We start from the raw sequence: 26,470 nt of genomic DNA on the forward strand, positions 1-26,470 counted from the left end.
GGATACTTTTTCCTATAATAATGAAGCCGTCCGGGAATTACCCGAGCGGCCTGTATGAGTCATGATTAATTATTGCAAATATTTGAGCGGATTCATGGCTGTGCCGCTCTTGCGGATTTCAAAATGCAAATGAGTGCCTGTGGATCGCCCGGTATTGCCCATGATTCCGATCGCGGAGCCCTGCTCCAGCTTCTGGCCGACGGAAACGGAGATTTTGCTTAAATGGCCATAGTACGTTTCATATCCGTTGCCGTGGTCGATAATGACAACATTACCGTAACCGTTTTGTACTCCGGCAAAAGTTACCGTTCCAGCGTCCGCAGCCATAATCGTCCGGTTGCCGGATACGAGATCCACCCCTTTATGCAGCCGTCCCCAGCGTTCGCCGAAGCTGCTGGAAATGATTGCACCGCTAACCGGCCAGGCGAATGATCCGGAAGCTTCATAAGCCACTTTGGTGCCGCTGTATACGACCTCAGGCAGCGGAGCATTGAGAACCGTCTGGCCGAGCCATTCTTCCTTGACGACCTCCCCGTTCTCCTTGGTCAGACGGTACTCCATTTCCTTCAGCCCCGTCTGGCCCGGGCGTACCACCTTCGATTTGCCTTTGGGCAGAAGATCACTGGTGCGCACAATCACTTCGGGTTCCGTCACGATTTGCTCAGTCGCCTTCTCCGTCGTTACTACGGTAACCGGCGGCTGCGGCACCGTCAGCTTAAGCTCGTCTCCGATCTGCAGCGTCAGTTCCTTTACGTCCCGGTTGTTCTGGAAAATTTCCTGCTGCGTAATTTCATATCGGCTGGCAATACTGGAGATCGTGTCTCCTTCATGCACCGTATATACGAGCGGCGCCTCCACACCTTCGGTAAGCAGCTTGACTGCCTCCTGCACATCCAGCACCTTGTTCGGGTCGGCCTTTACCGGCTCGATGGATATTTGTTCGCGTATATCCGCTGACTCTACCTTGTCTCCAGAGGAAGCTGAGGCCGATGACGCCGCCGTCTTGGTCAATTGCGGAACACCGGATGCTTCCTTCTCCCCGGATATGTAGTAGGCTTTTACTCCCTGAAGCACAGCCCCGGCCGTTTCCTGGTCTTTAACGATACCGACGGCTTTACCATCCACGACCAGTTGAACGCCTACGGCGTACGCTTTAAGCAGACCATCCAGCTTATCCAGCGTTCCCTCGTTGTCGATCACCGGCTTATAGCCGCTGGCCGCCTCGGTGGCGATGCCGTCCGTTTGCAGAACCATTACCTCGTTCGGGTATTTATTCTGATACTCCTGGCGCTTCTCCTCAAACAAAGCCTTCAGATGCTCCTTGTCGGAAAGCGTCCCGATTTCCTTGCCATGCAGTAGAACCCGGTAATAGACCTCCGTATTCGCTTCCACGTAATACTTATGCGCCCCGATGAACGAGACCGTCAGCAGCGCAACGCCAGCGGATGCCGCGAGCCATGTCAGAAGCAGGCGCCGCCGCGATCTTGTAATTATTGGAGCGGACATCATGCCTTCCCCGGCATCATTCCGCTCAGCCACAGGCATGGAAGCTTGACCTTGCTGCTTCTTCAACCCGCGTATCAACTTCAATCCTTTCACAAAACTCTCCCTTTCAGTCTGTCCTTTGTAGTATCGCCGTGCAGCCGGAACTTTGGTAAGACCGCCTAATCTATATTTTGCCGATGGAATGTATCCTGCGTACGAACTGAAAATTTTATTGGATTGATATGGCAAAAGGTTACAAAAAATTAACCAATTTCGGTCCCTGTTTACTTTACCACAGCCTGCGGAAAAATTTCAACTTTAGCTTCAAGATGAAGCAGCAGTGCCGGCCTCCTAATGGCGGTTCCATGCAAAAAGGCCATCCCTCACCGTCTGCAGAGGCGTTGGGCAGCCCTTTTTCCCGAATTATGCAGTTGTTATGCGCGCTTATTGTCCGCCCGTGCCGGAAGTCAGTATCTTCATCAGCTTGTCGTATTCCTCCTGCGTTACGTACTTGGAAATAATCGACTGAACCTCCGTGACTTCCTGCTCCGTCAACCCGTCCTCCATGGCTGCGGATATTTTCTGCATCTCATCCTGAGGAACCTTGTTCATCAGAATGTTGAACACACTGACTTTTTCCTCGGACGGTAAATTGTCCTTCAAATCCTTCATCGCTTCCGGAGTCACGACCAGCTGCTGATCCTGCGCGCTCCCGCTCTGCTCCTCGGTTGATGCCGCACCCATGACGGGCAGCGCGTTGTCCGGCGCCTTGTCTTCCTCAGTGTCTCCTCCGGTGCCAGCCGTCGCCGCAGGAACGGTCTCGCTGTTGCCGCCCGCACCGGACGGCTCCTTCACCTTTGAGCTATCGGCTGCCGCAGAGCTATCATCGTCTTTCACCGTGTCTTTAGAGGTTGGCTTACCGCTTGTGCCCATAAGGCTGCTCAGCATTCCACCGAAGCCCGGAGTCGGCGTATCCACTTTCAGGCCGAGCCCTGACATTACCGATTGAACATACGCATTTACGATAACGCCTGTTGTCAGTATGGACAGACTGCTGGCCAGCACCACGATCAGGCATATGCCCAGCGCACGTTTAACAAATTTCATTCCCATCTCTCCCTTGAATCAATGCGTCCGCTTGCTCTTTTTCCATTATTGACTAATATGGGCTCCGGGAAACGTCCGGACGCTTATTTGGGGAAGTTGTGCCGTGACAAATGGGCCACCAAGCGGGAAATGGGCACACGCAGAAAGAACCGCAGACAGCCATTACAGGCTCTCTGCGGTTCTTAAATACGTACAATATATGGGATATATCGCCTATTATTCGTAAATCGGCAGAACTTGGTTTGTCTGGTCGCGGTTGCGTCCGACTGAGAAGATCGCAATCGGAATACCGGTCAGCTCGGATACGCGCTCCACGTACTTGCGCGTGTTCTCCGGCAAATCGTCCAGCGTCTTGGCTGAGGTGATATCCTCGTCCCAGCCCGGCATCTCTTCGTAGACCGCTTCGCATTCAGCCAGCATCTTCAGGCTTGCAGGGTAGTGGGAAATAACTTCCCCGCGGTATTTATAGCCGGTGCAAATCTTAACCGTCTTCAGGCCGCTCAGCACGTCCAGCGAGTTCAGGGACAGCCCGGTCAGGCCGCTGACACGGCGGGCATGGCGGACAACGACGCTGTCGAACCAGCCGACCCGGCGCGGACGTCCGGTAACGGTGCCGTATTCATGGCCGGTCTCGCGGATCAAATCGCCGATCTCATCGTTCAGTTCGGTCGGGAACGGACCGTCGCCGACACGCGTCGTATACGATTTGGCCACCCCGATGACCTGCTTAATCTTCGAAGGCCCTACGCCGGAGCCGATGCAGACACCGCCTGCGGACGGATTGGAGGACGTTACGAACGGATAGGTTCCTTGGTCGATGTCGAGCATAACGCCTTGAGCGCCTTCGAACAGCACCTTGCTGTCCGTGTCGATGGCGTCATTCAGCACCACCGAAGTGTCCGTTACATAGCGGCGCAGCACTTCCGCATATTCCAGATACTGCTTCAGCGCCTCTTCCACATCAAGCGGCTCTCCGCCGTACACTTGAGTGATGACCTGATTCTTCTCATTCATCAAATGCCGCAGCTTGAGCTCGAATTCTTCCGCATCCATCAGATCGGCGATCCGAATGCCGTTACGAGCCGCTTTGTCCATGTAGGCCGGGCCGATTCCTTTACGGGTTGTGCCGATTTTGTTCGGCCCCTTGCGGTCTTCCTCGAGCGCATCCAGTACCATGTGATAAGGCATGATGACATGGGCGCGGTCGCTGATAACCAGGTTGTCCGTATCGAATCCGTTCTCGTGGATGTAATTGATTTCTTCAATCAAGGCGGCCGGGTTGATTACCATGCCGTTACCGATGACACAAGTCTTTTCTTTATAGAAGACGCCCGACGGAATCAGGCTGAGCTTGAATTTCTTGCCGTCAATCAGAATCGTGTGGCCGGCATTGTTGCCCCCTTGATAACGGGCGACCACATCTGCGCTCTCTGCCAGAAAGTCCGTGATTTTGCCTTTGCCTTCGTCTCCCCATTGTGTTCCCACAACGACTACCGTTGACATGTTCATTCCTCCGTAGGTGCTGCTCTGAGCACCATTATTTTTCTTATAGGGCTCTGTACTTTACCGCTATGTACGCAGCCCTGACGGACGCTTTAGACGGTTTATTCCGCTAAAGCACAATTATCAGTGTACCAGCCGTCTTTTTTAAAGTCAAACAAAAACGAACGATTGCACTAAGAAATGTACAATCGTTCGGAAATTGTCATGATTATCCTTAGCCTGCAAATGGTTCGGAGTGAGCGCGCTCGTAGTTGACGAACTTGTTGAAATTTTTCAGAAATACAAGCTCCACCGTACCGACAGGACCGTTACGCTGTTTGGCGATAATAATCTCGATGATGTTCTTCTTCTCGGTCTCCTGATTATAGTAATCATCCCGGTACAAGAACGCGACAATATCGGCGTCCTGCTCGATCGAGCCCGATTCCCGAAGGTCCGACATCATCGGCCGCTTGTCTTGACGCTGCTCCACGCCCCGGCTGAGCTGGGACAGGGCGATTACCGGCACATCCAACTCCCGCGCGATTTGCTTCAGCGTCCGCGAAATATCCGATACCTCTTGCTGGCGGTTCTCTCCGCCCTTGCCGCGGCCCTGAATGAGCTGGAGGTAGTCGATCACGATCATACCCAGCCCTTTTTCTTTCTTGAGCCTCCGGCATTTAGCGCGGATATCGGCGACGGTTACACCCGGCGTGTCGTCAATATAGATTTCGGATTCCGAAAGCGAGGCAATGCCCATCGTCAGCTTCGACCAGTCATCATCGCTCTTGAAGTCGCCGGTACGCATAATGTTCGCATCCAGATTCGCTTCGGCGCAGATCATCCGCTGCACAAGCTGGGCGGCCGACATTTCGAGACTGAAGATGGCTACCGTCTCTCGCGCGCGCACCGCCACATTCTGGGCGATGTTCAACGCAAAGGCCGTCTTGCCTACGGACGGACGGGCGGCGACGATAATGAGGTCATTACGCTGGAAGCCGTTGGTCATCCGGTCGAGATCGGCGAAGCCGGAAGGAATTCCGGACGTGCCGCCTTTATTCTGGTGGAGCATCTCCACCCGGTCGAACACTTCCATCAACACGTCACGGATGGCGATGAACCCGCTGCCGCTGCGCCGGTTGGAGATTTCCAGTATGCGCCGCTCGGCGTCGCTTAGCATGTCGGCGACATCCTCGCCGCCGGTGTAGCCTTCGCTTACGATCTGTGTCGCGGTTCGGATCAGCCTGCGCAGCATCGCTTTCTCTTCAATGATCTGCGCGTAATAATCTACATTGGCCGCCGTAGGAACAGCGTGCGCGAGCTTGGCTAGATAGCTGACCCCGCCAATATCTTCAAGCTCTCCTTTATCCTGAAGCTTGGCCGTCAGGGTAACCAAATCAATCGGCTGGTTCTCTTCTCCGAGCTGTATCATCGCCTCAAAGATCATTTGATGCGGCTTGTCGTAGAAATCTTCGGTATTCACCCGCTCCATGGCGGTAATCAGCGCTTCATCCTGCAGCAGGATAGCGCCGATTACCGCCTGCTCCGCTTCCAGATTCTGCGGGGGAACCCGATCGAAAAAGAGATCTCCGCCCATACTATTCCTCCGTTACCTGAACCTTCAGCACAGCCTTGACTTCCGTATGGAGCTTCACATGAACCTGCGTTGTACCGAGATGGCGGATCGGTTCATCCAGCTCGATTTTGCGCTTGTCGATGGTGATGCCGTTAGCCTTCGCCAGCGCTTCGGCAATCTGTTTGCTCGTAATGGCGCCGAACAGCCGGCCGCCCTCTCCCGCTTTCGCTTTCATCGTAAGTTCCAGACCGCTCAGCTTCTCTCCAAGCTGTTGCGCTTCCTCTTTCTCCTGTTCCTTGCGGCGCTGCTCGGCAGCCGCCTGATTTTCCAGCGTCTTCATATTCCCTTCGGTTGCCGGACGGGCCATGCCCCGCGGCAGCAGGAAGTTAGTGGCATAGCCTTCCGATACCTCTTTAATTTGGCCCTTCTTGCCTTGACCTTTAACGTCTTTAATGAATATAACTTTCATTCGAACAGACCCTCTTTCGCTTCGATTTCCGCCAGCACCTCCAGCAGTCTGGCCTCTGCTTCCTTGCTTGTTCCTTCAAGCTGTACGGCCGCATTAGTCAAATGCCCACCGCCGCCCAGCTTCTCCATGACGACCTGCACATTCATCCGCCCAAGGGAACGGGCGCTTATGCCAATCAGGCCGTCCGGACGCTCGCTGATGACAAAGGAGGCGAGCACATTCGTCATTCCCAGCAGCGTATCCGCCGTCTGAGCGATCAGGAGCTGCGGTATTTTCATTCCGGGCGCCGTGACCACCAGCGCAATATGATCATAGACCATGCGGGCGTGCTTAATAATTTCCGCTTTCGAGATGTACTCCTGTAAATCTTCCTTCAGCATCCGCTGAATTAGAATGGTATCGGCCCCAAGCCGGCGCAAGAAGCCCGCAGCCTCGAATGTCCGCGACCCCGTATGAAGGGCAAAATGCTTTGTGTCCACAGTAATACCGGCGAGCAGCATCGTCGCTTCCAGTGTGCTGAGTTTGACCTTCTCATGGATGTATTGCAGCAGCTCCGTCACTAATTCGCAGGTGGAAGACGCATACGGCTCCAAATAGACAAGCACCGCTTCGTTAATGAACTCCTCGCCCCGCCGGTGATGATCGACAACGACAATCCGGCTGGCGTATTGAACAAGCCGCGGCTCCATGGTCATCGAAGCCTTGTGCGTATCGACTACGATCAGCAGCGTATGCTCAGTCATCATCTGCAGCGCCTGCTCTGTCGTGATGAAAGAGCTGTACAGCTCTTCGTCTCTGCGGAGCTGCTCGAGCATGCGCGTAATGGACGGATTCGGCCCTTCGAGCACGATATCGGCTTCCACGTTATACATCTGAGCTGCACGGAGCAGGCCGATAGAGGCTCCCACGGCGTCGATATCGGGATTGCGGTGTCCCATAATGATGACCCGGTCGCTTTCCTGAATCAAATCGCGCAGGGCATGAGCGATTACGCGCGCCCGCACCCGTGTGCGCTTCTCCGCCGCATTGGTCTTGCCCCCGTAGAATGACAGTCGCTGGCCCGCCTTAACAGCCGCCTGATCACCGCCTCTTCCGAGAGCCATATCCAGACTCGACTGAGCCAGAGCACCGAGCTCGCTCGCCGACTCCGCTCCGAACGCCAGACCGATGCTCAGCGTCATCGGTACCTTCAGATCGGCCGTCATTTCCCGAACTTCGTCCAGAATAACGAACCGGCTCTCTTCCAGCGCCTGCAGGCTGCGGTAATTCAGCAGCATCATATAACGCTCCGAGGAAAGGCGGCGCAGATAAACCTCAAACTGCTTAGCCCATTCGGTAATTTCGCTCGTTACCTTGGCGATCAGCGAAGTCCGCTGCTGATCGTCCATTCCCTGCGCGGCCTCATCAAGGTTATCCATCAGCAGAATGCCAAGAGCCAGCTTCTCCTCCTCGTACCGCTGCCGCAGATCAATCAGCTCGGTGATTTCATACAAATACAGAAGCCTCTCACTTGGGATAACGACAGCCTGGTAATAGCGTTCGTCAACCTTGATTTCCGCGCGGAGTTCCTTCTGAACTCCCTCCTTGCCCGCTTCCCGTTTCGCAGGAGCCCCGCCGCCGGCGATGGGCACCAAATCCGGCAGCAGTTCCTGGAGCGGCTCGTTCACCAGCGATTTACGCGCAAAAACACTCCCGGCATAGCGGTTGTTCCACTCCACCGAGCGGTCCTCGCCGTATAGAATGATGCCCAGCGGCAGCGTTCCAATTGCTTCCCCTTCCACCCGCTTGATGCGGAAAGAGAGGCCGTTAATGTATTCCACAAGATTACGCCGAAACGATATTTCGGCCTTAAGCATTGTGAAGCACAACGTCCCGGCCAGAAATAGGCTGACGACACCCAGGACCCAGTTATAAACGCTGACTATGATAATAAGGACCAGCAGCAGCAAGAACGCCCAGACGGTGTGATAGCCGTGCCAGCGTCTTTGCAGAAATTTTGGCATGAGCTCTCACCCTATCGTTTCGATTTGGCCAGCATTTCCCGCAGCGGAACCACCAGGTCAATAATCCCGACAATCCACAGCGGCGGCAGCATAATGGCCATTACCGCCAGTATAACCGGAATAATCCTGTTCCAATTCCGTTCATGGGCGATAAAGAAGAAGAAACCAATCGTCTGGATTATAAAGCAAACCCGCAGCAGTGGAACCAAGTTGGCCGTAATCATTACCATAAAGCTGTTATCCGATTTTAAAAAGAGCAGTTGAATCACTGTAGCAATTAAATAGTACCAAATAAACGATTTGGGAATTCTCCAATCTCGCGCAGGCTTCAGCTTGGGTACAGCATATCCCATGCTGTTCAGAATCGGCCGGACAATCGAGTGTGTGATCACAGTAATTACGAATGAAGACATAATCAGCGCCATCGGAATCACCTGAATGAACGCGCGGCTGTTGTTGCTGAGGTCCTCTGAACTTCCTCCCAGAAAGCTCCCCATACCGAATTCCTGCATCGGGGACAGCGCCATCGTCCGCATCTCATTCAGCACATCGTATACATAACTATACAGATCGAACTGAAAAAGAGTCTTTCCCAGAAGGAGGAGGAGCAGAAATTCCCCGAGAAGGGTAATCGTGCCGGCAAGTATCGTCGAAGAGGCTGTGGCTTTTTTCTTATATCGCCGTCCCATTACGAGCGCGGGAACAACCAGATATGCGGCTATCAGTATATAAATCGGGCTGATCAGCCCCAGCACAAGCCATACGGGCACAATCGTTAAAATAAACTGCCTTGTATTCAGCGTAGTGAACAGCAGGGCGGCCGGAATAATCATAAACAGTGTCGTGATGATGAGAAAAGGGGTTGACAGGGATAACAGCAGGAGCAGGTATGCAATACTCCAGGCCACGGATGTCCAGCGATATTTCAACAATGTTCACCTCTTACGCATATGTTCTTCTAACGCAGATATATCCTGATACCAATCTTCCAGCTGATGGCCTTCCTGCCGGTGCTTTCTCAGCTTCTCCAGCAGCGCCTCGTCCAAATCACGGTACGAAATGCCAAGCCTGCGGCCCAGAATATAAGAGCTCATAATCAAACTCGCCAAGCTGTCGCTGACACGGGCGGTACTGCCTTCCCACAGTGCTTTAAACAGCCTAGAAACCTGGTCTATGACTTCGGTCTTCAGCCATTCGATGACCTTGGCACGCTTGGCTACATCCAAATCCTTCGGCATATTGGACACGTCTCTCTACCTCCGGGAAAAAGCTTTATTCTCCATTATAGCATAAATGCCCATTCGCAACACGGCCCCCCCCGTAGCCGGAACACCTTTGCCTGCCGCCGCTGTGATTTAAAAAGGCCCGCATTCCCTTTTGCCGGAATACAGGCCATACCATCGCATCTTTTGTACCGGGGTGATCCCGCTTACAAAGATTCCAACGATTGACGGGATACATACTTCTCGCAGTACTCGATAATTTGGCTGCGGCGGACAATCCCAATGAAGCGGTTCATGTCGTCAACAACCGGCACAAAATTCTGAGCCTTGGCCAGATTAATCAGATCTTCCATATCCGCCTCTATGGACACCGGCTTGTTGTTCATCCGCAGCGGAACATCCTTCAGCAAAAATTTCGACGCATTGTCGAACGTGACCTTCCCGTGCGAATCCTTCATGTACCAGAGCAGATCTCCTTCTGTCACTGTACCGGCGTACTCACCATTCCTGTTCAGGATCGGAATGGCGGTGTATCTGTGATGCTCCATTCGCTCAAGCGTCTGGCGCAGGGTGGAATCCAGCGTAACGCAGGCCACCTCCTGCTTCGGAAGCAAAAAAAACGCAATATTCATCTTCTTGGTCCTCCTCAAAAAGTCCCCAAGGAATAACGGTTCTCCCCAGTCTTGGCCTAAGGGGTCCGTTTTGTTTATACGTATAGGCTGAATCCGCAGTTCCAATAATAGTATACCATAGGAACAACAAGCAGCAGCCGGTAACTGCTTACCAGTGCTGCTGCTGTCGTTTTCTTACAGTAAATAGCGGTCCGAAGCGTCTTAGTGGGCGGCCGATGTCGCCTTGGCTTCCAGCGCGTCGCCCGCTTTTCCCGGCTCGATCAACTGATCAACCGGCGTTCCTGCATTCATCCAGTTGTCAATCATCGCCTTCGCTTCGTTCAGATCCTCTTCGTTTACAACATCATAATAAACGCCGTCAATGCGGGTACCCTCGCCCATAACGGTGAAGCTGGAAATGTCCATCTCTTTGCCGCCCAGAAACTTCTTGGCCAGGTCGGTAATCATCGTAGGCTCCATGTCGGTCTTGAAATTTTCACCCAGTATGTTCAGCAGCTCCGTCACATTGCCGATTTGGTTAAGCGACAGCATTTTGTTCGCAAGCACATCCAGGAATACCTGCTGGCGTTTCGTGCGGTTAAAGTCGCTGTCTTCACGGTAGCGGACATAATTAAGCGACTCCTCGCCGTTATAAAGAGACTTCCCGCCCACAATCGTAAATTTCTCATGGTCCTTGCCTTTGTTCTCGATTGTCTTCTTAATCGGCAGCGGCAGTCCGCCCAAGGCGTCGACGGTATCCTTCAGGCCCTGAAAGTTAATGGTCGCATAGTATTGAATATCATGCCCAAGCAGTGCTTCCAGCGTATCCTTCGCCATCTGCTGACCGCCAAAAGCGTATGCGTGCGTAATCTTGTCCTTCTTGTCCCCGTCATGGCCGATAATTTCGGTATAGGTGTCGCGGGGGATTGAAATAAGCAGCACTTTGTAATCCTCGGGCCTTACCACCGCGTAGATCATCGTATCGGACCGGGCCGTTTCCGTCTTTCGTTGGTCGGTGCCAAGAAGCATCACAGAGAAAGGATCGCTCTTATAGGCTATCGGTTCAGGCTTTACGGAATTATCTTCATTCGTCGTCAGCGGCTGGTAGGATTTCTGTGCCAGCGTACTTTCTACCCTGTCCGACAGGAACAGATCGAAGGCCAGAACGGTCAGCGGCTTACGGAACAAAAACCCTCCGGCGATAATGACCAAAAGTACAATTAAGGCAATATATCTTTTTTTCCACTTTTTTCTCACAATTGACTCCTTTTTTTACAATAGATTAGAGTTAACAGCTTTGCTATATATTGGAATGGCCGTCCGGACAAATGGATGGAGCGGTCATGACTTGGTCCTGCGGTCTACGGGCAGACTGGCTCTTCACCGGCGCTTGACCCTTGGCTGTTGCAGCGCGGTCCTCCTTTCCACGGCAGCTTATACAAATACAAACTCTATTGTAATCACTCTGAAGTTAAAAAGAAACAACAAAAAACGACATACTTGGTAAAAAATATATTTATTTCGCCGTCTTCCACAGCTATATAGACGAAGGTAACGGCATTTTGATTCGACTCTTCACAAAATCTTAATAATCATAAATGTCTCTCTTGAACCCTGAACGCTTCTTTTACCCCTTCTCCGATAAAATTGATCGAAAGGATGACTCCGGTAATCAACAGCCCTGCAGGAAGCCATACCCACCACTGCTCCCTGATTACTTCCGGAGAAAGCGCGTCCGCCAGCATATTTCCCCAGCTTGGCTGTCCGATGGGTACGCCGAAACCCAGAAAGCTGAGGCTCGCTTCAACCCCGATCATGGCCGCTGCCGTCCACATCAGATTCATAATAAAGACACTCAGCAGGCCTGGCAGCAGATGGCGCGTCAATATCCGCAGCGTCCCGGCTCCCAGTGCGCTCGCGGCCAGCATATATTCATTTTCTTTCTCGGCCAGCGTCTTTGCCCGGATGATCCGGGCGAATCCGCCCCAGCCCAGCAGCCCCACCGTCCAGATTAGCGAGGGGATGCCGTCGCCTTGATAGATACTTTTTACAACAATTATGAGAATTATAAAAGGAAACGACAGAACAACGTCGGTGATCCGCATCAGCAGCGAATCCGCCGAGCCGCCAAAATAGCCGGCCAGAACCCCCACCACGGTTCCCGTACCGGCTATGATTGCGGACACGCACAGACTGATCCACAGCGTCGTCCGGCCCCCAAATAACAGACGGGAGATAATATCCCGCCCTCCCTTGTCGGTGCCAAGCCAATGTTCGGCGCTCGGACCTTCATTCAGGCCCCGCAGATTGATCTTCACTGGGTCGTAAGCTGTAAGCCAAGGAGCAAGCAGACACAGCGCCAACACAGCGAGAAGAAACAGCAGCGAAATGGCAGCTAACCGATTCGCGGCAAATTTTCGGGCGGCGGCGCCAATGAGCGTTACAGGCGCGTTCTTGTGCATCATGATCTTCCTCCATTGTAACCCGCGCGTATGCGGGGATCGAGCCATCCGTACAACACATCCGCCACAACATTCCCGGCGACGATCATGAAGCCCGTCATTAGCGTAATCGCCATCATTACCGCGTAATCCCTGCCGGACACCGCAGCCACAAACAGCGTTCCGATACCCGGATAGGCGAACAGATTTTCGATGACAACCGAGCCTCCCAAAAGGCCTCCTATATCCATTCCCAGAAAGGTAACGAGCGGAATGAGCGAATTGCGCAGAATATGCCTATTATATACCGAGGACCTGGATATGCCTTTAGCCACAGCCGTGCGCACATAATTTTTATCGCTGTTCTCCACGATTTCATTACGCAAAAACTGCGTGTAGGCCGCCGTATTGAACAGTCCCAGCACAGCCGCGGGCAGCAGGGCATGGACGACCCTGTCTCCCAGCGATGACATTCCTCTCGAAGTTACAACCGATACCGTGCCGCCGAGAGGCACCCAATGCAGCATAACCGCAAATATATAAATAGCGAAGATGGCTGCAATAAAGGTCGGAATCGCATAGGTAACATAAGCAGCCGTCCGGATCAAGCGGTCGAGCCGGCTTCCCGGATTGCGTCCGGCGATCATTCCCAGAGCCAGAGAACTTCCATAAGTAATGAGAAGCGAGAGTGCGGTCAGCAGCAAAGTTGCGGGCAGACGCTGGCCGATGAGTTCGCCGACAGGCATTTTGTACAAGAAGGATTGTCCGAAATTACCTGCAGCTGCATCTTTAAGCCAGCGGATATACTGAATGGCCAGGGGGTCGTCGTACCCCAGCTTCTTGCGCATTTCCGTAATATACCGGGGATCTTTATTGCCCGGATTCAGTCCTCCGCCAAGACCGTCGCCCGGCATCTGCTTGGCCAGCGCGAACACCAAGACGGAGATCAGCAGCAGCAGCGGCACCGTGCCCGCCAGTCTGCGAAGCGCAAATTTCAGCACTATGCCAATGGCCTCCCTATTCGCTGTCTTTTATCCACCACTTATAAGGATCGATTATTGGGCTAAGCGCATTGATCTTCACTCCCTGCAGCCGTTTGTTTACCGCAGTAATCGTCTCGCGCTCCGCAAAGAAAATCATAGGCACTTCTTCATTTATTAATTTCTGCCAGTCGTAATACACCTGCTTGCGGTAATCGCGGTCATATGCCTTCAGGCTTATCCCGTCGCGGATCAATTGCTCATTCTCCTTGGAGGACCACCGCGGGTAGTTCCACAGATCATTCTCCCTCCATAGTCCGGTAGGGTCCGGATCATTGGATAATCCCCAGACACCGTTAAACAGCTCCACCGACGGATCATCCTCTTCCACCATCGTATAGAAGGTGTTCATTTCTTTCAGCGCTCCGCCGTTCAGCCTGACGTCTAGACCAACATCTCTCCAGTTCTGCAGCATTGCCTCGGTGCGCGGCTCATCGTTGACACCGCCAACCATGCTGTCGAAATGAATCACGAGCTTCGCTCCCTTGGGATCTTCCCGCAAACCGTCCCCGTCCAAATCCTTATAACCCGCTTCATCCAGCAGCTCATTGGCCTTCTCGGGATCGTACGGGTACCGGTTGATTTGGTCTTCCGGAATTTTGGCCCAGCTTTCGCTGGAAATCGGCGTTTCCGCCAGCTTCCCCAGCCCATAAGAGAAGCCGTCTATAATCCCTTGGCGGTCCAGAGCGTAGTACATCGCCTGCCGCAGCCGTTTATCGCTGAACTTGGGGTTATCCATAACGATCTTCTGCGCCTTGTCGTCCCAATGTCCGAACTTAAAGCCTATATACTCGTAAGACAAATCCGGTGATTGCATCAGCGTGATATTGTCAAGCTTGTTCAGATTTTCGTAAGCATCCCGCGGCGCCTGCTCAATATCAATCACACCCTGCTCGAACAGGCTCGTAATCATCTTATCGTCAAATACCTTATACAGCACTCCGTCCAGCAGCGGTTTGCCTTTGTAGTAATTGTCAAAGCGGGACATTTCAACAAATTCTCCCGGCTGGATGTTCGTAACCTGGAACGGCCCGATACCGATGGGAGCTGTGCGCACCTGATCACTATTCGGCATATCTTTTACCGCTACTCCTGCAAAATATCTCTTATTCATCGGATAAGCCCATAGGTTATCAATCGTGTTGACGCGCGCGGCCGTTACCTTAAGCTCCATGGTATAGGGATCGATAACCCGGATGCCTGATATTTGCTTCGCCTTTCCAGTGTGATAGGCATCGGCGCCTTCAATCATTTCTACACTGTAATAGCGCGGTCCGGTATAGTTCGGGGCGGCAATGACCTCAAGCGCGAACTTCCAGTCCTCAACCGTCAGTTCATCGCCGTTCTGCCAGTGCACACCCTGCTTTATTTTGAAAGTGAATGTTTTATGATCGGCTGACTCCTGCCAGCTTGCAATACCGGGAACAGTAGTTAAATCATCCTTGACCGTAAACAGCGGTTCCGTTATGAACTCCAGAACGCGGAGATCATCTTCTCCTTCATAAAAAGCCGGTTCAAACAACCCCTTAAACGGAGAAGGAAAACCGTAAGTCACCGTTCCTCCCGCTCTCGGTTCGCCTCCATTACCCGTTGCAAGCGAGGAAGGCTCATTCCCGCTGCGATTGTCGGGAGCACCCGTCCCGCCGCAGGCCGATAACAGCATCGCCACGAAGAGCAGCAGAGCAAGGACCCTAATTATAGATCGGTTGTTCATGTATTCCTTCCCTTCTTCTAAAATTTCTGCGAACGCTTTCTCATCCAGCGGTCAATAAATAAACCATCGGTCAATTCAAATCAGATTTATAGACGGATATACCCATTTTTTTCTTCAACAAAATTTTAAACATCATACAATGCAATATAAATTGCGTCAATATTATTTGTTACTCTCAATCATTCCTCTCCTTTTCTTTGATGATCATTAAACCTTCCACATGTTTGCGCCGCATCAACTTCCGTTTCTTCCGGTCTTCTTTCGTTTCCAGCACAATATCCAGATCATAATCGTCAGGGTACAGCTCATCTTTGGATAGATAGGGCTTCAGGCGTTTATGGTTGATCTGCATTTTATGCTTTTGTACCATGACGCCTACTATGCCTCTTGCATTCCGTTTCTCGTATACGATTCCCGTCCTGCCGAGCGAACTGACATAGACCGCGTCGCCGACTTCAAAAGCATGCGGCTGTGCCGGGCGATCCTTAAGCTCTTCCTCTGCATGCTGCCGCTTGCCTTCTACCATTTCTGCCGTTTCAATCTCTTCTTGTCTTCCTTTTTTACCATACCCCAGCCGCATTTCTTGTTCGCCCAGCTGTTCCCGGATTTGACCGCCGGCAATTTGACGCGAGCGTTCGATGACTTTGGCGTCGATCCCCAGCTTCTCGGCAATTTGCAGCGCATAGCTGTGCCCCGCTTCCCCTATTGTCAGCTTATAGAGCGGGCGAAGCGTAACCGAGTCAAATTCCATTCGCGCATTTTGGAACTGCGGGGCGGCCGAGGCAAATACTTTTAACTCATTAAAATGTGTCGTGACAATGAGATTGGCTCCTTTGCGGCTCAGCTCCTCTAAGATGGCGATCGACAGAGCGATTCCCTCACCCGGGTCCGTGCCCGCCGCCAGCTCATCAATCAGCAGCAGAACATTCGGTCCTGCGGCGCGCAGCATCTCGTCGATCGCCTTCATCTGTGCGGAGAACGTGCTCAGTGACTGCGCCAGGCTTTGCCCGTCTCCGATCACGCTCATTACATCGGCAAAAACGGGAAGCCGGCTCTCTTTGTCCGCCGGAATCAAGAGCCCCGACTGAGCCATCAGTACAAGCAGCCCCACCGTCTTCAGCACAACCGTCTTTCCGCCTGTATTCGGGCCGGTGATTACCAGCGACCGATAACCCCTCCCGAATTCCACATGGATCGGAATCATCCCAGCAAGCATCGGATGTCTGGCTCCGCAGAGCCGCATATCCCCCCGGTCATTGAAGGTTACGGCTTCCGCCCCTATCGCAGCGGCATATTTCGCCTTGGCAAAAATAAAATCATACACACCTGTAATTTCGATATTCAGCCGCAGGGCATCCTGCTCCCGTTCGATCAGCCCGGTCAGCATGCTTAAGATCATGCCCTCCTCCCGTGCTTCCTCGGCCGACAGCATTTCCAGTTCCCCTTGAAGAGCGGCTACTTCCTCCGGTTCAACATACACCGTCTGTCCGCTTGTGGACTGATCGAGCACCGAACCCTTCACCTGCTTATGATACTCGCGCTTAACCGGAATCACATAACGTCCTCCCCGCAGGCTGTATAGATTCTCCTGCAAAATGGACTGGTGGCGCGACATCACGCTCTCGATTTTCTTGAGCAGTCGTTCTTTGGTTACTCTCAGCCGTTTGCGCACCTTCTCCAGCCCCTTGCTTGCGCCGTCGTCAATTACGCCGAACCGGATACATCGTTCGATTTCCGCTTTGACCGTCTTCAGTTCCGCCAGCGAAGATGCGTACGCACCGATCCGCGGCGCTGTTTCTTTGGAAGCCATATACTTGCGCAGCTGGTTGCAGCTGTTCAGGAATACGCCTACGGAAGTAAAATCCTGCTCATTGAACAGATATCCCGTTCCCAGCAGCGACATTACCCATTCGATCCCCTCCAATGAGGGTATCGGCACACTAGATCCTCTCATTATTAATTCCTTCGCCTCTGCGGTCTCTTCCACCGCTCTGTGAATCGCCGTAATTTCAGTCATCGGCGCTAGCTCCGCAATGAGATTCCTGCCGACATAGGAGACGGCATACCGTCCCAGTTCTTCCTTGATCAGATTATATTCGAGCGTTTGCCGGCTTTGTAAATGCATGTTTTTTCCTCCTCTTTGGATTTGGTGCTTCGTCCTTGATTGATCCGTAACGCAAAAAAGGGCAAAGAATGCCACAGCGGCATTCCTTGCCCAAATCCTTACACTGGTCCCTATCGTTGGTCCGGGCTTATAGCCCTTTCCCAAGGTAAACAAACAAACCGTGCTCCAAGAGCACGGTTTGTTTGTTTAGACGGGATAACAGCCGTAAAGAGGCCATTGACGCGTCGCGTGTTCTTAACTAAATCATTCACCATAGGCACGGCACAGCTGAGCTGTATCAGGAACACATGTTATCATGCGCTTTGGGCGCACTTGAATAAGCATGCGGTTCAGCGGCTCAATAACAGCCGCCGTTCTGCCTTTTAGGTGATATGAAATTGCTTAGTTAAGAACGCTCACCGACATCAAAATTTCCCCTTCGTTATAGGATGGTTTAAATTTACTACATTTGGTTGGCTGCGTCAATCCGCCAGCTGCGGCCGTTGGCCAGTGCCTGTTCCACCTTTAAAGATTTACGGCAGCAAAAAAGACAGCCGGGTTACCGGCTGTCTCTGGGCCTGTCTTATTCAGTAGTGTAAGGCAGAAGCGCAATTTGACGCGAGCGTTTGATTGCGATCGTCAGGGCGCGTTGGTATTTTGCGCTCGTGCCGGTTACACGGCGAGGCAAAATTTTACCGCGCTCACTGATGAATTTCTTCAGCAGTTCCGTATCTTTATAATCAATGTGAGTAATTTTGTTCACAGTGAAAAAACATACTTTACGACGTTTGTTGCGGCCACCACGGCGTGGAGGTCTTTTGTCGTTGTCTCCGCCTTCTCTTTGTTTAAAAGCCATTGTCTCTTCAGTCCTTCCGTATTAAAATGGCAAATCATCGTCCGATATATCAATCGGCTTACCGTCGCCCGAAAAGGGATCCTGATTATTGTTGCGCGAGAAACCGCTATTTCCGCTGTTTCCGCGTCCGCCGCCGCCGTATGAAGGTGGCTCGGGCATATTCCCCCCGCCGGATGCGTTTCCGCCCTCACGGCTCTGGGAAGATTCCAGGAACCGGACATTATCGGCAATAACTTCGGTTACGTATACACGTTTGCCTTCGTTATTCTCGTAATTCCGTACTTGGATACGTCCCTCTACCGCCGTCAGCCGACCTTTACGCAAGTAATTGGCACAGGTCTCCGCCAGCTGTCTCCAGGTTACGACCGGAATGAAATCCGCTTCACGTTCGCCGCCTTGGCTTGTAAAAGGCCGGTCTACGGCAAGCGTAAACTGGGTTACGGCAACGCCGGCAGGCGTATAGCGCAGCTCAGGATCGCGGGTCAATCGGCCGATCAGTATGACACGGTTCAACATCTTTGGTCCCCTCCTTGGAGCGATTTCCTTACAAAGCGAACTTCGTGCTCTTAGGCAACGTCGTTCGTGATGAGATAACGAATAACTTCGTCGGAAATTTTCATGAGACGTTCCAATTCGGAAACTACTGCAGGCTCTGCATTGAAGTTAACCAGAACATAAACGCCATCACGGAATTTCTTGATCTCATACGCAAGACGTTTCTTACCTTGCACATCGTGCTTCGTAATTTCCCCGCCGTTGGAGATGATGCCTTGGAATTTTTCGACTGCAGCTTGAACGGCTTCTTGTTCAATGTCAGGACGAATAATGTACATCACTTCGTATTTGCGCATAACTTTCACCTCCTTATGGTCTAAGGCCCCTGATCGGGTCAGGAGCAAGGATCGAGCACAAACTCGAACTATAATAATATACCAAATCTGCGGACCCGATGCAAGCTCTATTCCTTTTTGTCCTGTCTGATTATGGACCGCCCTTCGTTACATGAAGCTGCAGTGCAGTGTGCAGAATAGAACTGCAATCCATTTTTAATGCGGAAAGGAGGAGACAAAAATGGGTGAACAAACCGAATTTGAAGAAGGCCAAAAAGCCCCGAATCCCGGAATCTATACAGAGGTAGGCGAGGCGCGAAGCTTTCATACGGAGATTCAGAACCCGAAGTCGATTAAAATGAAAAGAGGCGACACATTTCCGGAGACCACGAACAAAAACCGCAAGTGGAAAAAAGTCGAGAAAGCGCGCGTGCATTAATTTTTTTTAGCGGTCATGAATAAAACAAGATGCCTTGGCCCATATTATAATCAGGCAGCACAAGAGAGAGGTGTGGTTCCGTTGGACAATGCAGTCGAACAAAATCACAGGAATTCTGTTGCAGCAACTATTGTTGGCATAGGAGAGTGCTGACGGCAAAGTCTTTTTAGACCGAAGCCTTTAGTGTTCCTTACTCGCTTTAGCAGCTTTTTACAGAGAAATTCCAAAAATCATTCAAGTGCTGCCTCGGAAGGGCCCGCAAGGGTCCTTCTTTGCTGTGTTCAGCAAGCATTCCCGCATGCATGTAAGAAGAAACGGCTGTACGCTCTTCTTGTCCTTGACCTGATATTAAAAAAATCCTCCGCCCATTGGACGAAGGATTAATAAGCTGATGCAAGTGGTAGTGGCGGAGAAGGTGGGATTCGAACCCACGCACGCTTTGACACGTCTAGCTGATTTCGAGTCAGCCCCCTTGGGCCTCTTGGGTACCTCTCCACTGCCGCATAAAATACACTTTTGTCATCTTATCATAAATTAGATCCTTCAGGCAAGCCGTCAAGCGACATCATCCTGTTCTACCCTGCGAATGGATTGATAAGCGATGGCTATTCCGAGCAAGCCGAGGGCTACCGAGACAAGTGCCAGATCTCCCAATCGGAACTCGCCGAATCCGGAAGAGATAAGCGAGACGATTAACACCGCGCTGACTATGGTTGCCGGCACCGATTTTTTACGCATTCCTACATAGAGAGGGATCAGACCTATACCCGCCGCGTATATGGCACTGGCTCCCGTCTTGATTAACTCTGAAATCAGCAGATCTGCAGTGATCTCGCCGGGAATGGCGTTGACGAAGCTATTGATGCCTACTATGATCACCCCGAGCACGATATTCGACACCACAATATTAACGAAAGTGAACAGCAGCACAATGATGAGCTTCGCATACATCAGCTTCATCCGCGAAATAGGATACGTAAACAGCAGGGTTATCGAGTTGTTCTTATACTCGTCAATAATTAACCTGCTAAGCAGGGCGGAAGCATAGATAATGAATGTACCCCTGATAGAGATATACAGCCCTTCAAAAACCTCAGGATAGGTTGTAAATTCACTCCCGTCAATGAATACGACCAGAATCATGAAGGCGAGGATTGCCAGATTGGCGATGAGTACACCTTTCAGCATTCCAGCCAGCTTATGCTTGCGGATTTCCAGAGAAATAAGCTTACGCAATGCCCTCACCCCCGATCAGGCTTAAAAAATGATCTTCCAGTGTGTGCTTATTTTTACTGACGCTGACTATTTCCACATCCTCCATCACTAGCGCCTTATTCAGCTCATGCTGCGAAACCCCTTCATCATAAATCCGGATTGTTCCGGAGTCCATCACTTTAAAATTGGACAAGTGCAGTATGTACTCCAACACATAAACCGCTTTGCTGACCGAACTTGTCACAAGCTCGATATATTCCGTGTTTCGGCTGAGGATGGAATCCATCGCCATCTCCTCAAGCAGCACACCCTCGCGAATAACACCGATCGTATCGGCAATCTGCTCAATTTCTCCAAGAATGTGGCTGGAGATTAGCAGCGTCATTCCATATTCCCGGCTGAGCATCCGAAACACATCGCGCAGTTCCTTAATGCCGACTGGATCCAGGCCGTTAATCGGCTCATCCAGGATAAGCAGCTCGGGTTTGGTCATGACAGCCCTGGCAATACCCAGACGCTGCTTCATGCCAAGCGAGAACTCCTTCACCGGCTTCTTTTCCACTCCCGTCAGCTTTACAAGTTCCAACACATCGGCAATCGCCTGACGGTTGTAGTAGCCCATATATTCACCGTGCAGCAGCAGATTTTCACGGGCGGTCAGCCGGTCATAAAAAACCGGATACTCGATAATACTGCCCATTCGTTTTAGCATCTCATAGGAACGGCTGGTCATAGGTTCACCGAAAAATTCAATTTCGCCTTCCGTCGGCTTTACGAGATTCGTAATCATCTTCATCACGGTTGTTTTGCCCGCGCCGTTCGGGCCCAGAAAGCCGTAGATTTCACCCTGCCTAATTGTCATGTTTACGCTGCTTACGCTATTTTTCCCCTTGTACATTTTGCTTAAATTTCGTGTCCGGAGAATTACTGTCATTTCCGCTGCTCCCTTCGGATTTCTCTTTCTGTTCCTTGTTTTTATTGTACAGAGCGGAATTTTCTTTTTTATTAACGTAATCTTACGAAAATCTTAAGAAGGCGGCTCCAGGACCGATATCACCTAAACCCGGCGGCCGACTCAAAGATTTATTCTGGGGAAGGAGACCGTAAAGGCCGTTCTGACACAAGGCTGACTCACCAGCGAAATCTTACCGTTCATCTGTTCCGTTAGTCTTTTTGTGATCGTCAGTCCGAGGCCGCTTCCCTGATAGACCCGGTTCCGTGAATCCTCCAGAGTGTACAGGCGCTCGAACACTTTATCCTGATGGTCCTCGGAAATCCCCTTTCCCCGGTCCCAAATTTCAATATTTACGGTGTCCGTACCACTATCAAGCTTTAACCCAACCACCCCTCCGGCGGCCCCGTACCTGATCGCATTGGACAACAGATTGGACAGAATGCGGTCCAGCGCCTCATTATTCGCCCGTATGTAACAGGCTTCATCAGGAATCTCAATCGCTACATCCATACCTTTCGCGCTTAGGATATCGTAAAAGGCCAAGATATTTCTGCGGCACACTTCACCGGCCTCTACCCTTGACAGTGAAAGCTCATGATCTCCCGATTCCAGCTTAGCCAAGTCAAAAAAGGTATTCATCAGCGTGATTACCTCCCCGGCCTTCTGGTGTATCATCCTCAGCAGCCGCTCCCGTTCTTCGGCGTCCATTTCACCGTCCTGCAGCAGCGTTTCAATATACCCGAGGACGACGGTCAGGGGCGTCTTCAGGTCATGCGACACATTCGCCAGCATCTGGCGCATTGATTTCTGCAGTTTATTTCTCCGGGCGATGCCTTCATGGTTGATATCCAGCAGCCGATTCACATCGGTCAGCAGCGTTTGCAGTTCGGGCGAGCTGCTGAACATCAGCAATCGTTCCTGTGTACTCTGTGAAATGATCTGGTCCAGTTTATCGTGGATATATGTAAACTGGCGCGAATGATGACGGGACCTCCGATGCTGCATCACAAGACCCAACAGAAGCAGACCAATCACAGCTCCAAGCACCGCAGTCATTGAACCGCATCTCCCAGCTTGTATCCGATGCCCCATAATGTTTTGATATACTCAGGGTGGGAGGGATCGTCTTCAATCTTCTCCCACAGCCTTCTCATATGTACGTTAATCACATTCTCGTCCCCATAATATTCTTCCTCCCATACCATCACGTAAATCTGCGCTTTGGTGAACACCCGTCCCGGATGAGTCATAAACAGCTTCAGGATATGAAATTCTTTGGCTGTCAGCTTCACCTCTTCTCCATTCTTCAACGCCGAGAAACTATCAAAATCCACCGTAAGTCCGCGCAGGGTGATGCTGTGCTTCTGATTGGCTGTCTCTTCGGACAGGCCGCGGCTTGAGGCATATTCCGCCCGGCGGATAGCCGCCTTCACCCGCGCCGCAAGCTCAATCATGGAGAACGGCTTGCTGATATAGTCATCCGCTCCGAAGCCTAGTCCCAGCGCCTTGTCGACATCTGTATCCTTGGCGGACACAATCATCACGGGTACCAGGCTGGATTTACGGATACTCTGAAGAATATCCATTCCGCTCCGATTCGGCAGCATCAGGTCCAGCAGAACAAGGTCAAAGGGACCTTTATCGCGAAAAGCATGCTCCCCCGCCTCTCCGTCAAAGGCGCTCTCGACCTGGTAGCCCTCTTTCACTAAATACGAGCGAACCATCTCACTGATGGCTTCGTCATCCTCGACCAACAATATGCGATGCTGCAACAACGTTTCCTCCCGCAATAATTTCCCCGGCAGGCTGACAGGTTATATTAGTCCCGCTCACACCCAGCCTTATTGAAAAGTTGCTTTCAACATGTTCGTTTCATAGTATAAACTTACCAGAATTATTAAGATCCGGGAGCTCCAGAACTTATAAATTTATGACAAAAAAACCTCCCGCCTATACAAGGCAGAAGGTTAATTTCATCGCATTTATTAAGCTTTGGCTTTAGTGGCGGAGAGAGTGGGATTCGAACCCACGCACGCTTTGACACGCCTAGCTGATTTCGAGTCAGCCCCCTTGGGCCTCTTGGGTACCTCTCCGCAGCAAGATTTATTGTATCATCCAACCAAGGTAATTGCAAGCTTAATTATTATCCACTTTATTCTCAGCCGATCTAAGCACCTTTTTTAAGTTCTTCTCAAATTTAGCCCGGGGAATCAGTACACTGTGTTGACAGCCTGTACATTTAATTCGGATATCCATCCCCATGCGGATGACTTCCATTTCATTTGTTCCGCATGGATGGGGCTTCTTCATCTGCACGATATCACCCAACTGAAAGCTTTTACGTTCCATCAGGCTTCTCCCTCTTTTCTTTGACTTCACCAGCCGCCTGCTCCAGCAATCCCGTTCTTGCCGCCTGACGCGCGGTTTGCTGCTCCGAAGCTGGCACAGACAGTTCCTCATCGGCTAACGCCTTAGCTCCTGACTGCGTTTCTGATTCGGGTTGAGCCTTGGCTTCAGCCTCTGCCTGTTCATGTTCAGCCCGCTCCGCTTCCTTCACAGCCTGCTGCTCAAGCGCCTTTTTAATATCGCTCTGAATCTGACGCTGTGCGACTTCCCTTTTATTCGGCAGCGTATTGGCGGTTACTCGAACCACATACTCTGAAGTGCTCATCGACTGTATCCCCAGAACGTTCGGAAATGCCACAACATTATTATTGCGTTCTTCAATGCCTTCAAGAGCTTGACGGATGACACCCAGCGTTTCTTCAAGACTCTGTTCGATTTTTACCGGAACATCGACAACGGCCAAGGCGTTAGCCATCGAGTAATTCGTCACGTTCGCTATCGTACCGTTTGGAATGATATACATTTCGCCATTACTGCCAAGCAGTTTGGTCGTACGCAGCCCGATCATTTCAACGGTGCCTTTGAATCCGCCAGTTGCAATCACATCGCCTACCGCAAATTGATCCTCCAGGATAATGAAAAAGCCGGTAATTACATCTTTCACCAAACTCTGTGCGCCAAAACCGATGGCAAGACCGAGTACGCTCGCACTCGCCAGCAGCGGAGCCAGCTTAAAATTAAACTCTGATAATATGAGCAGAATCATGATAAAATTGCAGACAATCGTAACCGTATTCTTCAGCAGCTCGCCAACCGTTGAGAAGCGCCGCGTATTTGCCAGCATCCCTCTGCTGCTCTTTCGGTCTAATGAACGATCAATAACGCCGTATACAACCTTAATCAATATGCGCGTCAGAATGAATAGAAATATTATGCGCAGTCCCGCAAACAAAACATTAGCCCACATATCCGCATCGGTTACCCAGTTCCATATTTTATCCCTAAATTGAACCGCCTTATTTACCGCCTGATCCACTGTCCCTTCCGTGGTGCCGGCACTCAGCAGCCAGCCCTGCCAATGACGCATTCCCTCCTCCTCCTCACTCTGAAATTAATCTGTACCCGCCTTCATGGTCATCCCTGCCGTATATGCCACGGATTTCGATTGTCTCTTCCTTTATAATCTGTTCAACCTTAGCAAGCTCGCGGCGAAAAAATTGAATCGACATGGCGCAGCCGGCGGTAATATCTTTTGGCGTTGGACAGGTGTCAATCTCAATTTCTGCATATTCCAGCAGCATCTCGGCGCGCAGTGCCTGCTGGGTAGAGTCAAACGCTATCAACAGTTCCTCGTTCATTGGTCACACTCCTCATAGGCTTCAGGGCTCATCTCTTTTTCCTGAAGTATAAAACTGCCCTTCTATCCATATACTAGCTAGCATCAAGTAGAAATGTCCTAGAAAGGAAGATTATATGTATTATTCCTCTAATCCAATGCCATTGCAAGAAATGTCTTGTTTAAAAATATCACATACGGACCCTGAAATCTATTCTGCAATCATTCACCGGCTGCTATTTCATTTCTCCCGTGCCCGTGCCGGCGCTCACATCGTCGTTGTCTGCATCGGCACCGACCGTTCGACCGGAGATGCGCTCGGACCGCTTGTAGGCACCGCCCTGGCCCGCTTTCACAGCCCGCTGTTCTCTCTATATGGGACGCTCGATAATCCGGTGCATGCCGTCAATTTGGAGGAGACGCTGAACCTGATCCGTGAACGCCATGACAAGCCCTACATAATTGGCATAGATGCCTGTCTGGGTCATTCCACAAGCGTCGGTTCGATTCAGGTCGTTGAGGGTCCTCTCCGCCCTGGAGCGGGTGTAAACAAACAACTGCCGCCGGTAGGCGATATCCATTTAACTGGCATCGTTAACGTCGGCGGCTTTATGGAATATTTCGTATTGCAAAACACACGGCTTAGCCTTGTCATGAAGTTATCGGAAATTATCGCTTCCAGCCTCTTTTCGGCTATGAAGCAGTGGCATGTGCACGCTAAATCCGCTGCAGCGCAAGAGTAACCACTTCTTGTTCCTCAGGTGAAAGCGGATATTGCGGTTCGCCTTCTTGAAGCGTCTTGGCGTAAATATAGGAGTTGTCACGGCTGTGCAGGCTGGTAAGCACCATACCGGTTCGGCGGTCATCGAGAATGGCCAGCGAGAAACTGAGGTCATTCCCGCGCTCTCCAAAAGCATTATAGCGTTTAAGAGCAACATGTCCCTTTATGCCCTGTAACTTTAACTGGAGCGCTTCTATCGCGTTCTTTTGCAGCTGTTGGGTTTCTTCCAGCAGGTCGTTCTGAGTTTTCAAATCGACCAACAGGCTTTCCAAATCTTCAATTCCCGAACCTGACATCATGGCATCATACTTCCGCCGCATGGACCGCAGTTTACTTCCCTGCGCAAGAATAAGAATAAACATCACGAGCAAGAGAATGGCAATCCCCGGGATAAACCATTGCAGTTGATCGCCTATAAACTGGTTCATTTCTGACATCGATAAGACCGTCCTTTTTC

General features: G+C 51.4%; 27 protein-coding genes and 2 tRNA genes. 2 read left to right on the top strand and 27 right to left on the bottom strand.

Annotation, left to right across the window (positions count from 1 at the left end; genetic code table 11):
* Positions 1–69: 69 nt before the first annotated feature.
* The 17 genes from KP014_RS03060 to rpsF form a co-directional block, all read right to left on the bottom strand.
* The gene (locus KP014_RS03060) at positions 70–1,572 is read right to left on the bottom strand and encodes a M23 family metallopeptidase (RefSeq protein ID WP_246590634.1); all 1,503 of its coding nucleotides are present in this window, start codon (positions 1,570–1,572) and stop codon (positions 70–72) included.
* 357 nt (positions 1,573–1,929) lie between these two features.
* Complete coding sequence (locus KP014_RS03065; protein ID WP_036592625.1) at positions 1,930–2,592, bottom strand: hypothetical protein; 663 nt, start codon at positions 2,590–2,592, stop codon at positions 1,930–1,932.
* Between the two features lie 216 nt (positions 2,593–2,808).
* Positions 2,809–4,095, bottom strand: coding sequence for an adenylosuccinate synthase (locus KP014_RS03070; protein WP_036592624.1), 1,287 nt, complete (start codon positions 4,093–4,095; stop codon positions 2,809–2,811).
* Positions 4,096–4,309: 214 nt separating this feature from the next.
* The gene (gene dnaB, locus KP014_RS03075) at positions 4,310–5,671 is read right to left on the bottom strand and encodes a replicative DNA helicase (protein ID WP_090834536.1); all 1,362 of its coding nucleotides are present in this window, start codon (positions 5,669–5,671) and stop codon (positions 4,310–4,312) included.
* 1 nt (position 5,672) lies between these two features.
* On the bottom strand, positions 5,673–6,119 hold the full coding sequence (gene rplI, locus KP014_RS03080; RefSeq protein ID WP_036598283.1) for a 50S ribosomal protein L9: 447 nt from the start codon (positions 6,117–6,119) through the stop codon (positions 5,673–5,675).
* Positions 6,116–8,122 carry a DHH family phosphoesterase gene (locus KP014_RS03085; RefSeq protein WP_036598282.1) on the bottom strand — a complete coding sequence of 669 codons (2,007 nt, stop codon included), beginning with the start codon at positions 8,120–8,122 and terminating at the stop codon, positions 6,116–6,118. The genes rplI and KP014_RS03085 overlap by 4 nt, the downstream gene beginning before the upstream one ends.
* An 11-nt stretch (positions 8,123–8,133) precedes the next feature.
* Entirely contained in the window at positions 8,134–9,051 is a 918-nt protein-coding gene (locus tag KP014_RS03090; RefSeq protein ID WP_036598285.1) for a DUF2232 domain-containing protein, read from the bottom strand.
* Positions 9,052–9,057: 6 nt separating this feature from the next.
* Positions 9,058–9,360, bottom strand: coding sequence for a MazG-like family protein (locus KP014_RS03095; protein WP_175491928.1), 303 nt, complete (start codon positions 9,358–9,360; stop codon positions 9,058–9,060).
* A 191-nt stretch (positions 9,361–9,551) separates the two neighbouring features.
* A complete protein-coding gene (locus KP014_RS03100; protein WP_036598280.1) occupies positions 9,552–9,977 on the bottom strand; it encodes a CBS domain-containing protein in 426 nt (141 codons plus the stop codon).
* A gap of 201 nt (positions 9,978–10,178) precedes the next feature.
* Positions 10,179–11,213 carry an LCP family protein gene (locus KP014_RS03105; RefSeq protein WP_090834537.1) on the bottom strand — a complete coding sequence of 345 codons (1,035 nt, stop codon included), beginning with the start codon at positions 11,211–11,213 and terminating at the stop codon, positions 10,179–10,181.
* Between the two features lie 335 nt (positions 11,214–11,548).
* Positions 11,549–12,421 (bottom strand): ABC transporter permease, encoded by an 873-nt coding sequence (locus KP014_RS03110; protein WP_090834538.1) that lies wholly within the window; start codon positions 12,419–12,421, stop codon positions 11,549–11,551.
* Positions 12,418–13,398: an ABC transporter permease gene (locus KP014_RS03115; RefSeq protein ID WP_036598029.1), complete on the bottom strand. Its 981-nt coding sequence runs from the start codon at positions 13,396–13,398 to the stop codon at positions 12,418–12,420. The genes KP014_RS03110 and KP014_RS03115 overlap by 4 nt, the downstream gene beginning before the upstream one ends.
* 16 nt (positions 13,399–13,414) lie before the next feature.
* Positions 13,415–15,151: an oligopeptide ABC transporter substrate-binding protein gene (opp4A, locus tag KP014_RS03120; RefSeq protein WP_036598027.1), complete on the bottom strand. Its 1,737-nt coding sequence runs from the start codon at positions 15,149–15,151 to the stop codon at positions 13,415–13,417.
* A gap of 175 nt (positions 15,152–15,326) precedes the next feature.
* Positions 15,327–17,276: an endonuclease MutS2 gene (locus KP014_RS03125; RefSeq protein WP_036598025.1), complete on the bottom strand. Its 1,950-nt coding sequence runs from the start codon at positions 17,274–17,276 to the stop codon at positions 15,327–15,329.
* 562 nt (positions 17,277–17,838) lie between these two features.
* Positions 17,839–18,111, bottom strand: a complete 273-nt coding sequence (gene rpsR / locus KP014_RS03130; RefSeq protein WP_025692516.1) for a 30S ribosomal protein S18 — start codon at positions 18,109–18,111, stop codon at positions 17,839–17,841.
* A gap of 21 nt (positions 18,112–18,132) precedes the next feature.
* Positions 18,133–18,627, bottom strand: a complete 495-nt coding sequence (ssb, locus tag KP014_RS03135; RefSeq protein ID WP_036598023.1) for a single-stranded DNA-binding protein — start codon at positions 18,625–18,627, stop codon at positions 18,133–18,135.
* Positions 18,628–18,677: 50 nt separating this feature from the next.
* Positions 18,678–18,962, bottom strand: coding sequence for a 30S ribosomal protein S6 (gene rpsF / locus KP014_RS03140; protein ID WP_036598021.1), 285 nt, complete (start codon positions 18,960–18,962; stop codon positions 18,678–18,680).
* Between the two features lie 220 nt (positions 18,963–19,182).
* On the opposite strand from rpsF, the gene KP014_RS03145 reads away from it, so the two are divergent.
* Positions 19,183–19,380 (top strand): YjzC family protein, encoded by a 198-nt coding sequence (locus tag KP014_RS03145; RefSeq protein ID WP_036598019.1) that lies wholly within the window; start codon positions 19,183–19,185, stop codon positions 19,378–19,380.
* A 404-nt stretch (positions 19,381–19,784) separates the two neighbouring features.
* Here KP014_RS03145 and KP014_RS03150 read toward each other — a convergent pair.
* The 9 genes from KP014_RS03150 to KP014_RS03190 form a co-directional block, all read right to left on the bottom strand.
* Positions 19,785–19,875: transfer RNA gene (locus KP014_RS03150), tRNA-Ser, on the bottom strand.
* A 60-nt stretch (positions 19,876–19,935) separates the two neighbouring features.
* Positions 19,936–20,616 (bottom strand): ABC transporter permease, encoded by a 681-nt coding sequence (locus tag KP014_RS03155; protein WP_036589178.1) that lies wholly within the window; start codon positions 20,614–20,616, stop codon positions 19,936–19,938.
* The gene (locus KP014_RS03160) at positions 20,609–21,529 is read right to left on the bottom strand and encodes an ABC transporter ATP-binding protein (protein WP_036589181.1); all 921 of its coding nucleotides are present in this window, start codon (positions 21,527–21,529) and stop codon (positions 20,609–20,611) included. Before KP014_RS03160 ends, KP014_RS03155 begins: the two co-directional genes overlap by 8 nt.
* A gap of 141 nt (positions 21,530–21,670) precedes the next feature.
* Positions 21,671–22,606, bottom strand: a complete 936-nt coding sequence (locus tag KP014_RS03165; RefSeq protein WP_036589184.1) for a sensor histidine kinase — start codon at positions 22,604–22,606, stop codon at positions 21,671–21,673.
* On the bottom strand, positions 22,603–23,322 hold the full coding sequence (locus tag KP014_RS03170) for a response regulator transcription factor (protein ID WP_036589187.1): 720 nt from the start codon (positions 23,320–23,322) through the stop codon (positions 22,603–22,605). The genes KP014_RS03165 and KP014_RS03170 overlap by 4 nt, the downstream gene beginning before the upstream one ends.
* 230 nt (positions 23,323–23,552) lie before the next feature.
* Positions 23,553–23,643: transfer RNA gene (locus KP014_RS03175), tRNA-Ser, on the bottom strand.
* A 43-nt stretch (positions 23,644–23,686) separates the two neighbouring features.
* Entirely contained in the window at positions 23,687–23,899 is a 213-nt protein-coding gene (locus KP014_RS03180; protein ID WP_036596576.1) for a DUF951 domain-containing protein, read from the bottom strand.
* Positions 23,889–24,983 carry a mechanosensitive ion channel family protein gene (locus KP014_RS03185; RefSeq protein WP_063619498.1) on the bottom strand — a complete coding sequence of 365 codons (1,095 nt, stop codon included), beginning with the start codon at positions 24,981–24,983 and terminating at the stop codon, positions 23,889–23,891. The genes KP014_RS03180 and KP014_RS03185 overlap by 11 nt, the downstream gene beginning before the upstream one ends.
* 13 nt (positions 24,984–24,996) lie before the next feature.
* Positions 24,997–25,254: a putative Se/S carrier protein gene (locus KP014_RS03190; protein WP_025694534.1), complete on the bottom strand. Its 258-nt coding sequence runs from the start codon at positions 25,252–25,254 to the stop codon at positions 24,997–24,999.
* A 115-nt stretch (positions 25,255–25,369) separates the two neighbouring features.
* On the opposite strand from KP014_RS03190, the gene yyaC reads away from it, so the two are divergent.
* Positions 25,370–25,975: a spore protease YyaC gene (gene yyaC / locus KP014_RS03195; RefSeq protein WP_036596578.1), complete on the top strand. Its 606-nt coding sequence runs from the start codon at positions 25,370–25,372 to the stop codon at positions 25,973–25,975.
* Here the strand turns inward: yyaC and KP014_RS03200 are convergent.
* Positions 25,950–26,450 carry a DUF4446 family protein gene (locus KP014_RS03200; protein ID WP_036596579.1) on the bottom strand — a complete coding sequence of 167 codons (501 nt, stop codon included), beginning with the start codon at positions 26,448–26,450 and terminating at the stop codon, positions 25,950–25,952. The genes yyaC and KP014_RS03200 overlap by 26 nt on opposite strands.
* Between the last annotated feature and the right edge of the window lie 20 nt (positions 26,451–26,470).

Source organism: Paenibacillus sophorae, from assembly GCF_018966525.1.
In the GTDB taxonomy this organism is placed as follows: domain Bacteria; phylum Bacillota; class Bacilli; order Paenibacillales; family Paenibacillaceae; genus Paenibacillus_AQ; species Paenibacillus_AQ sophorae.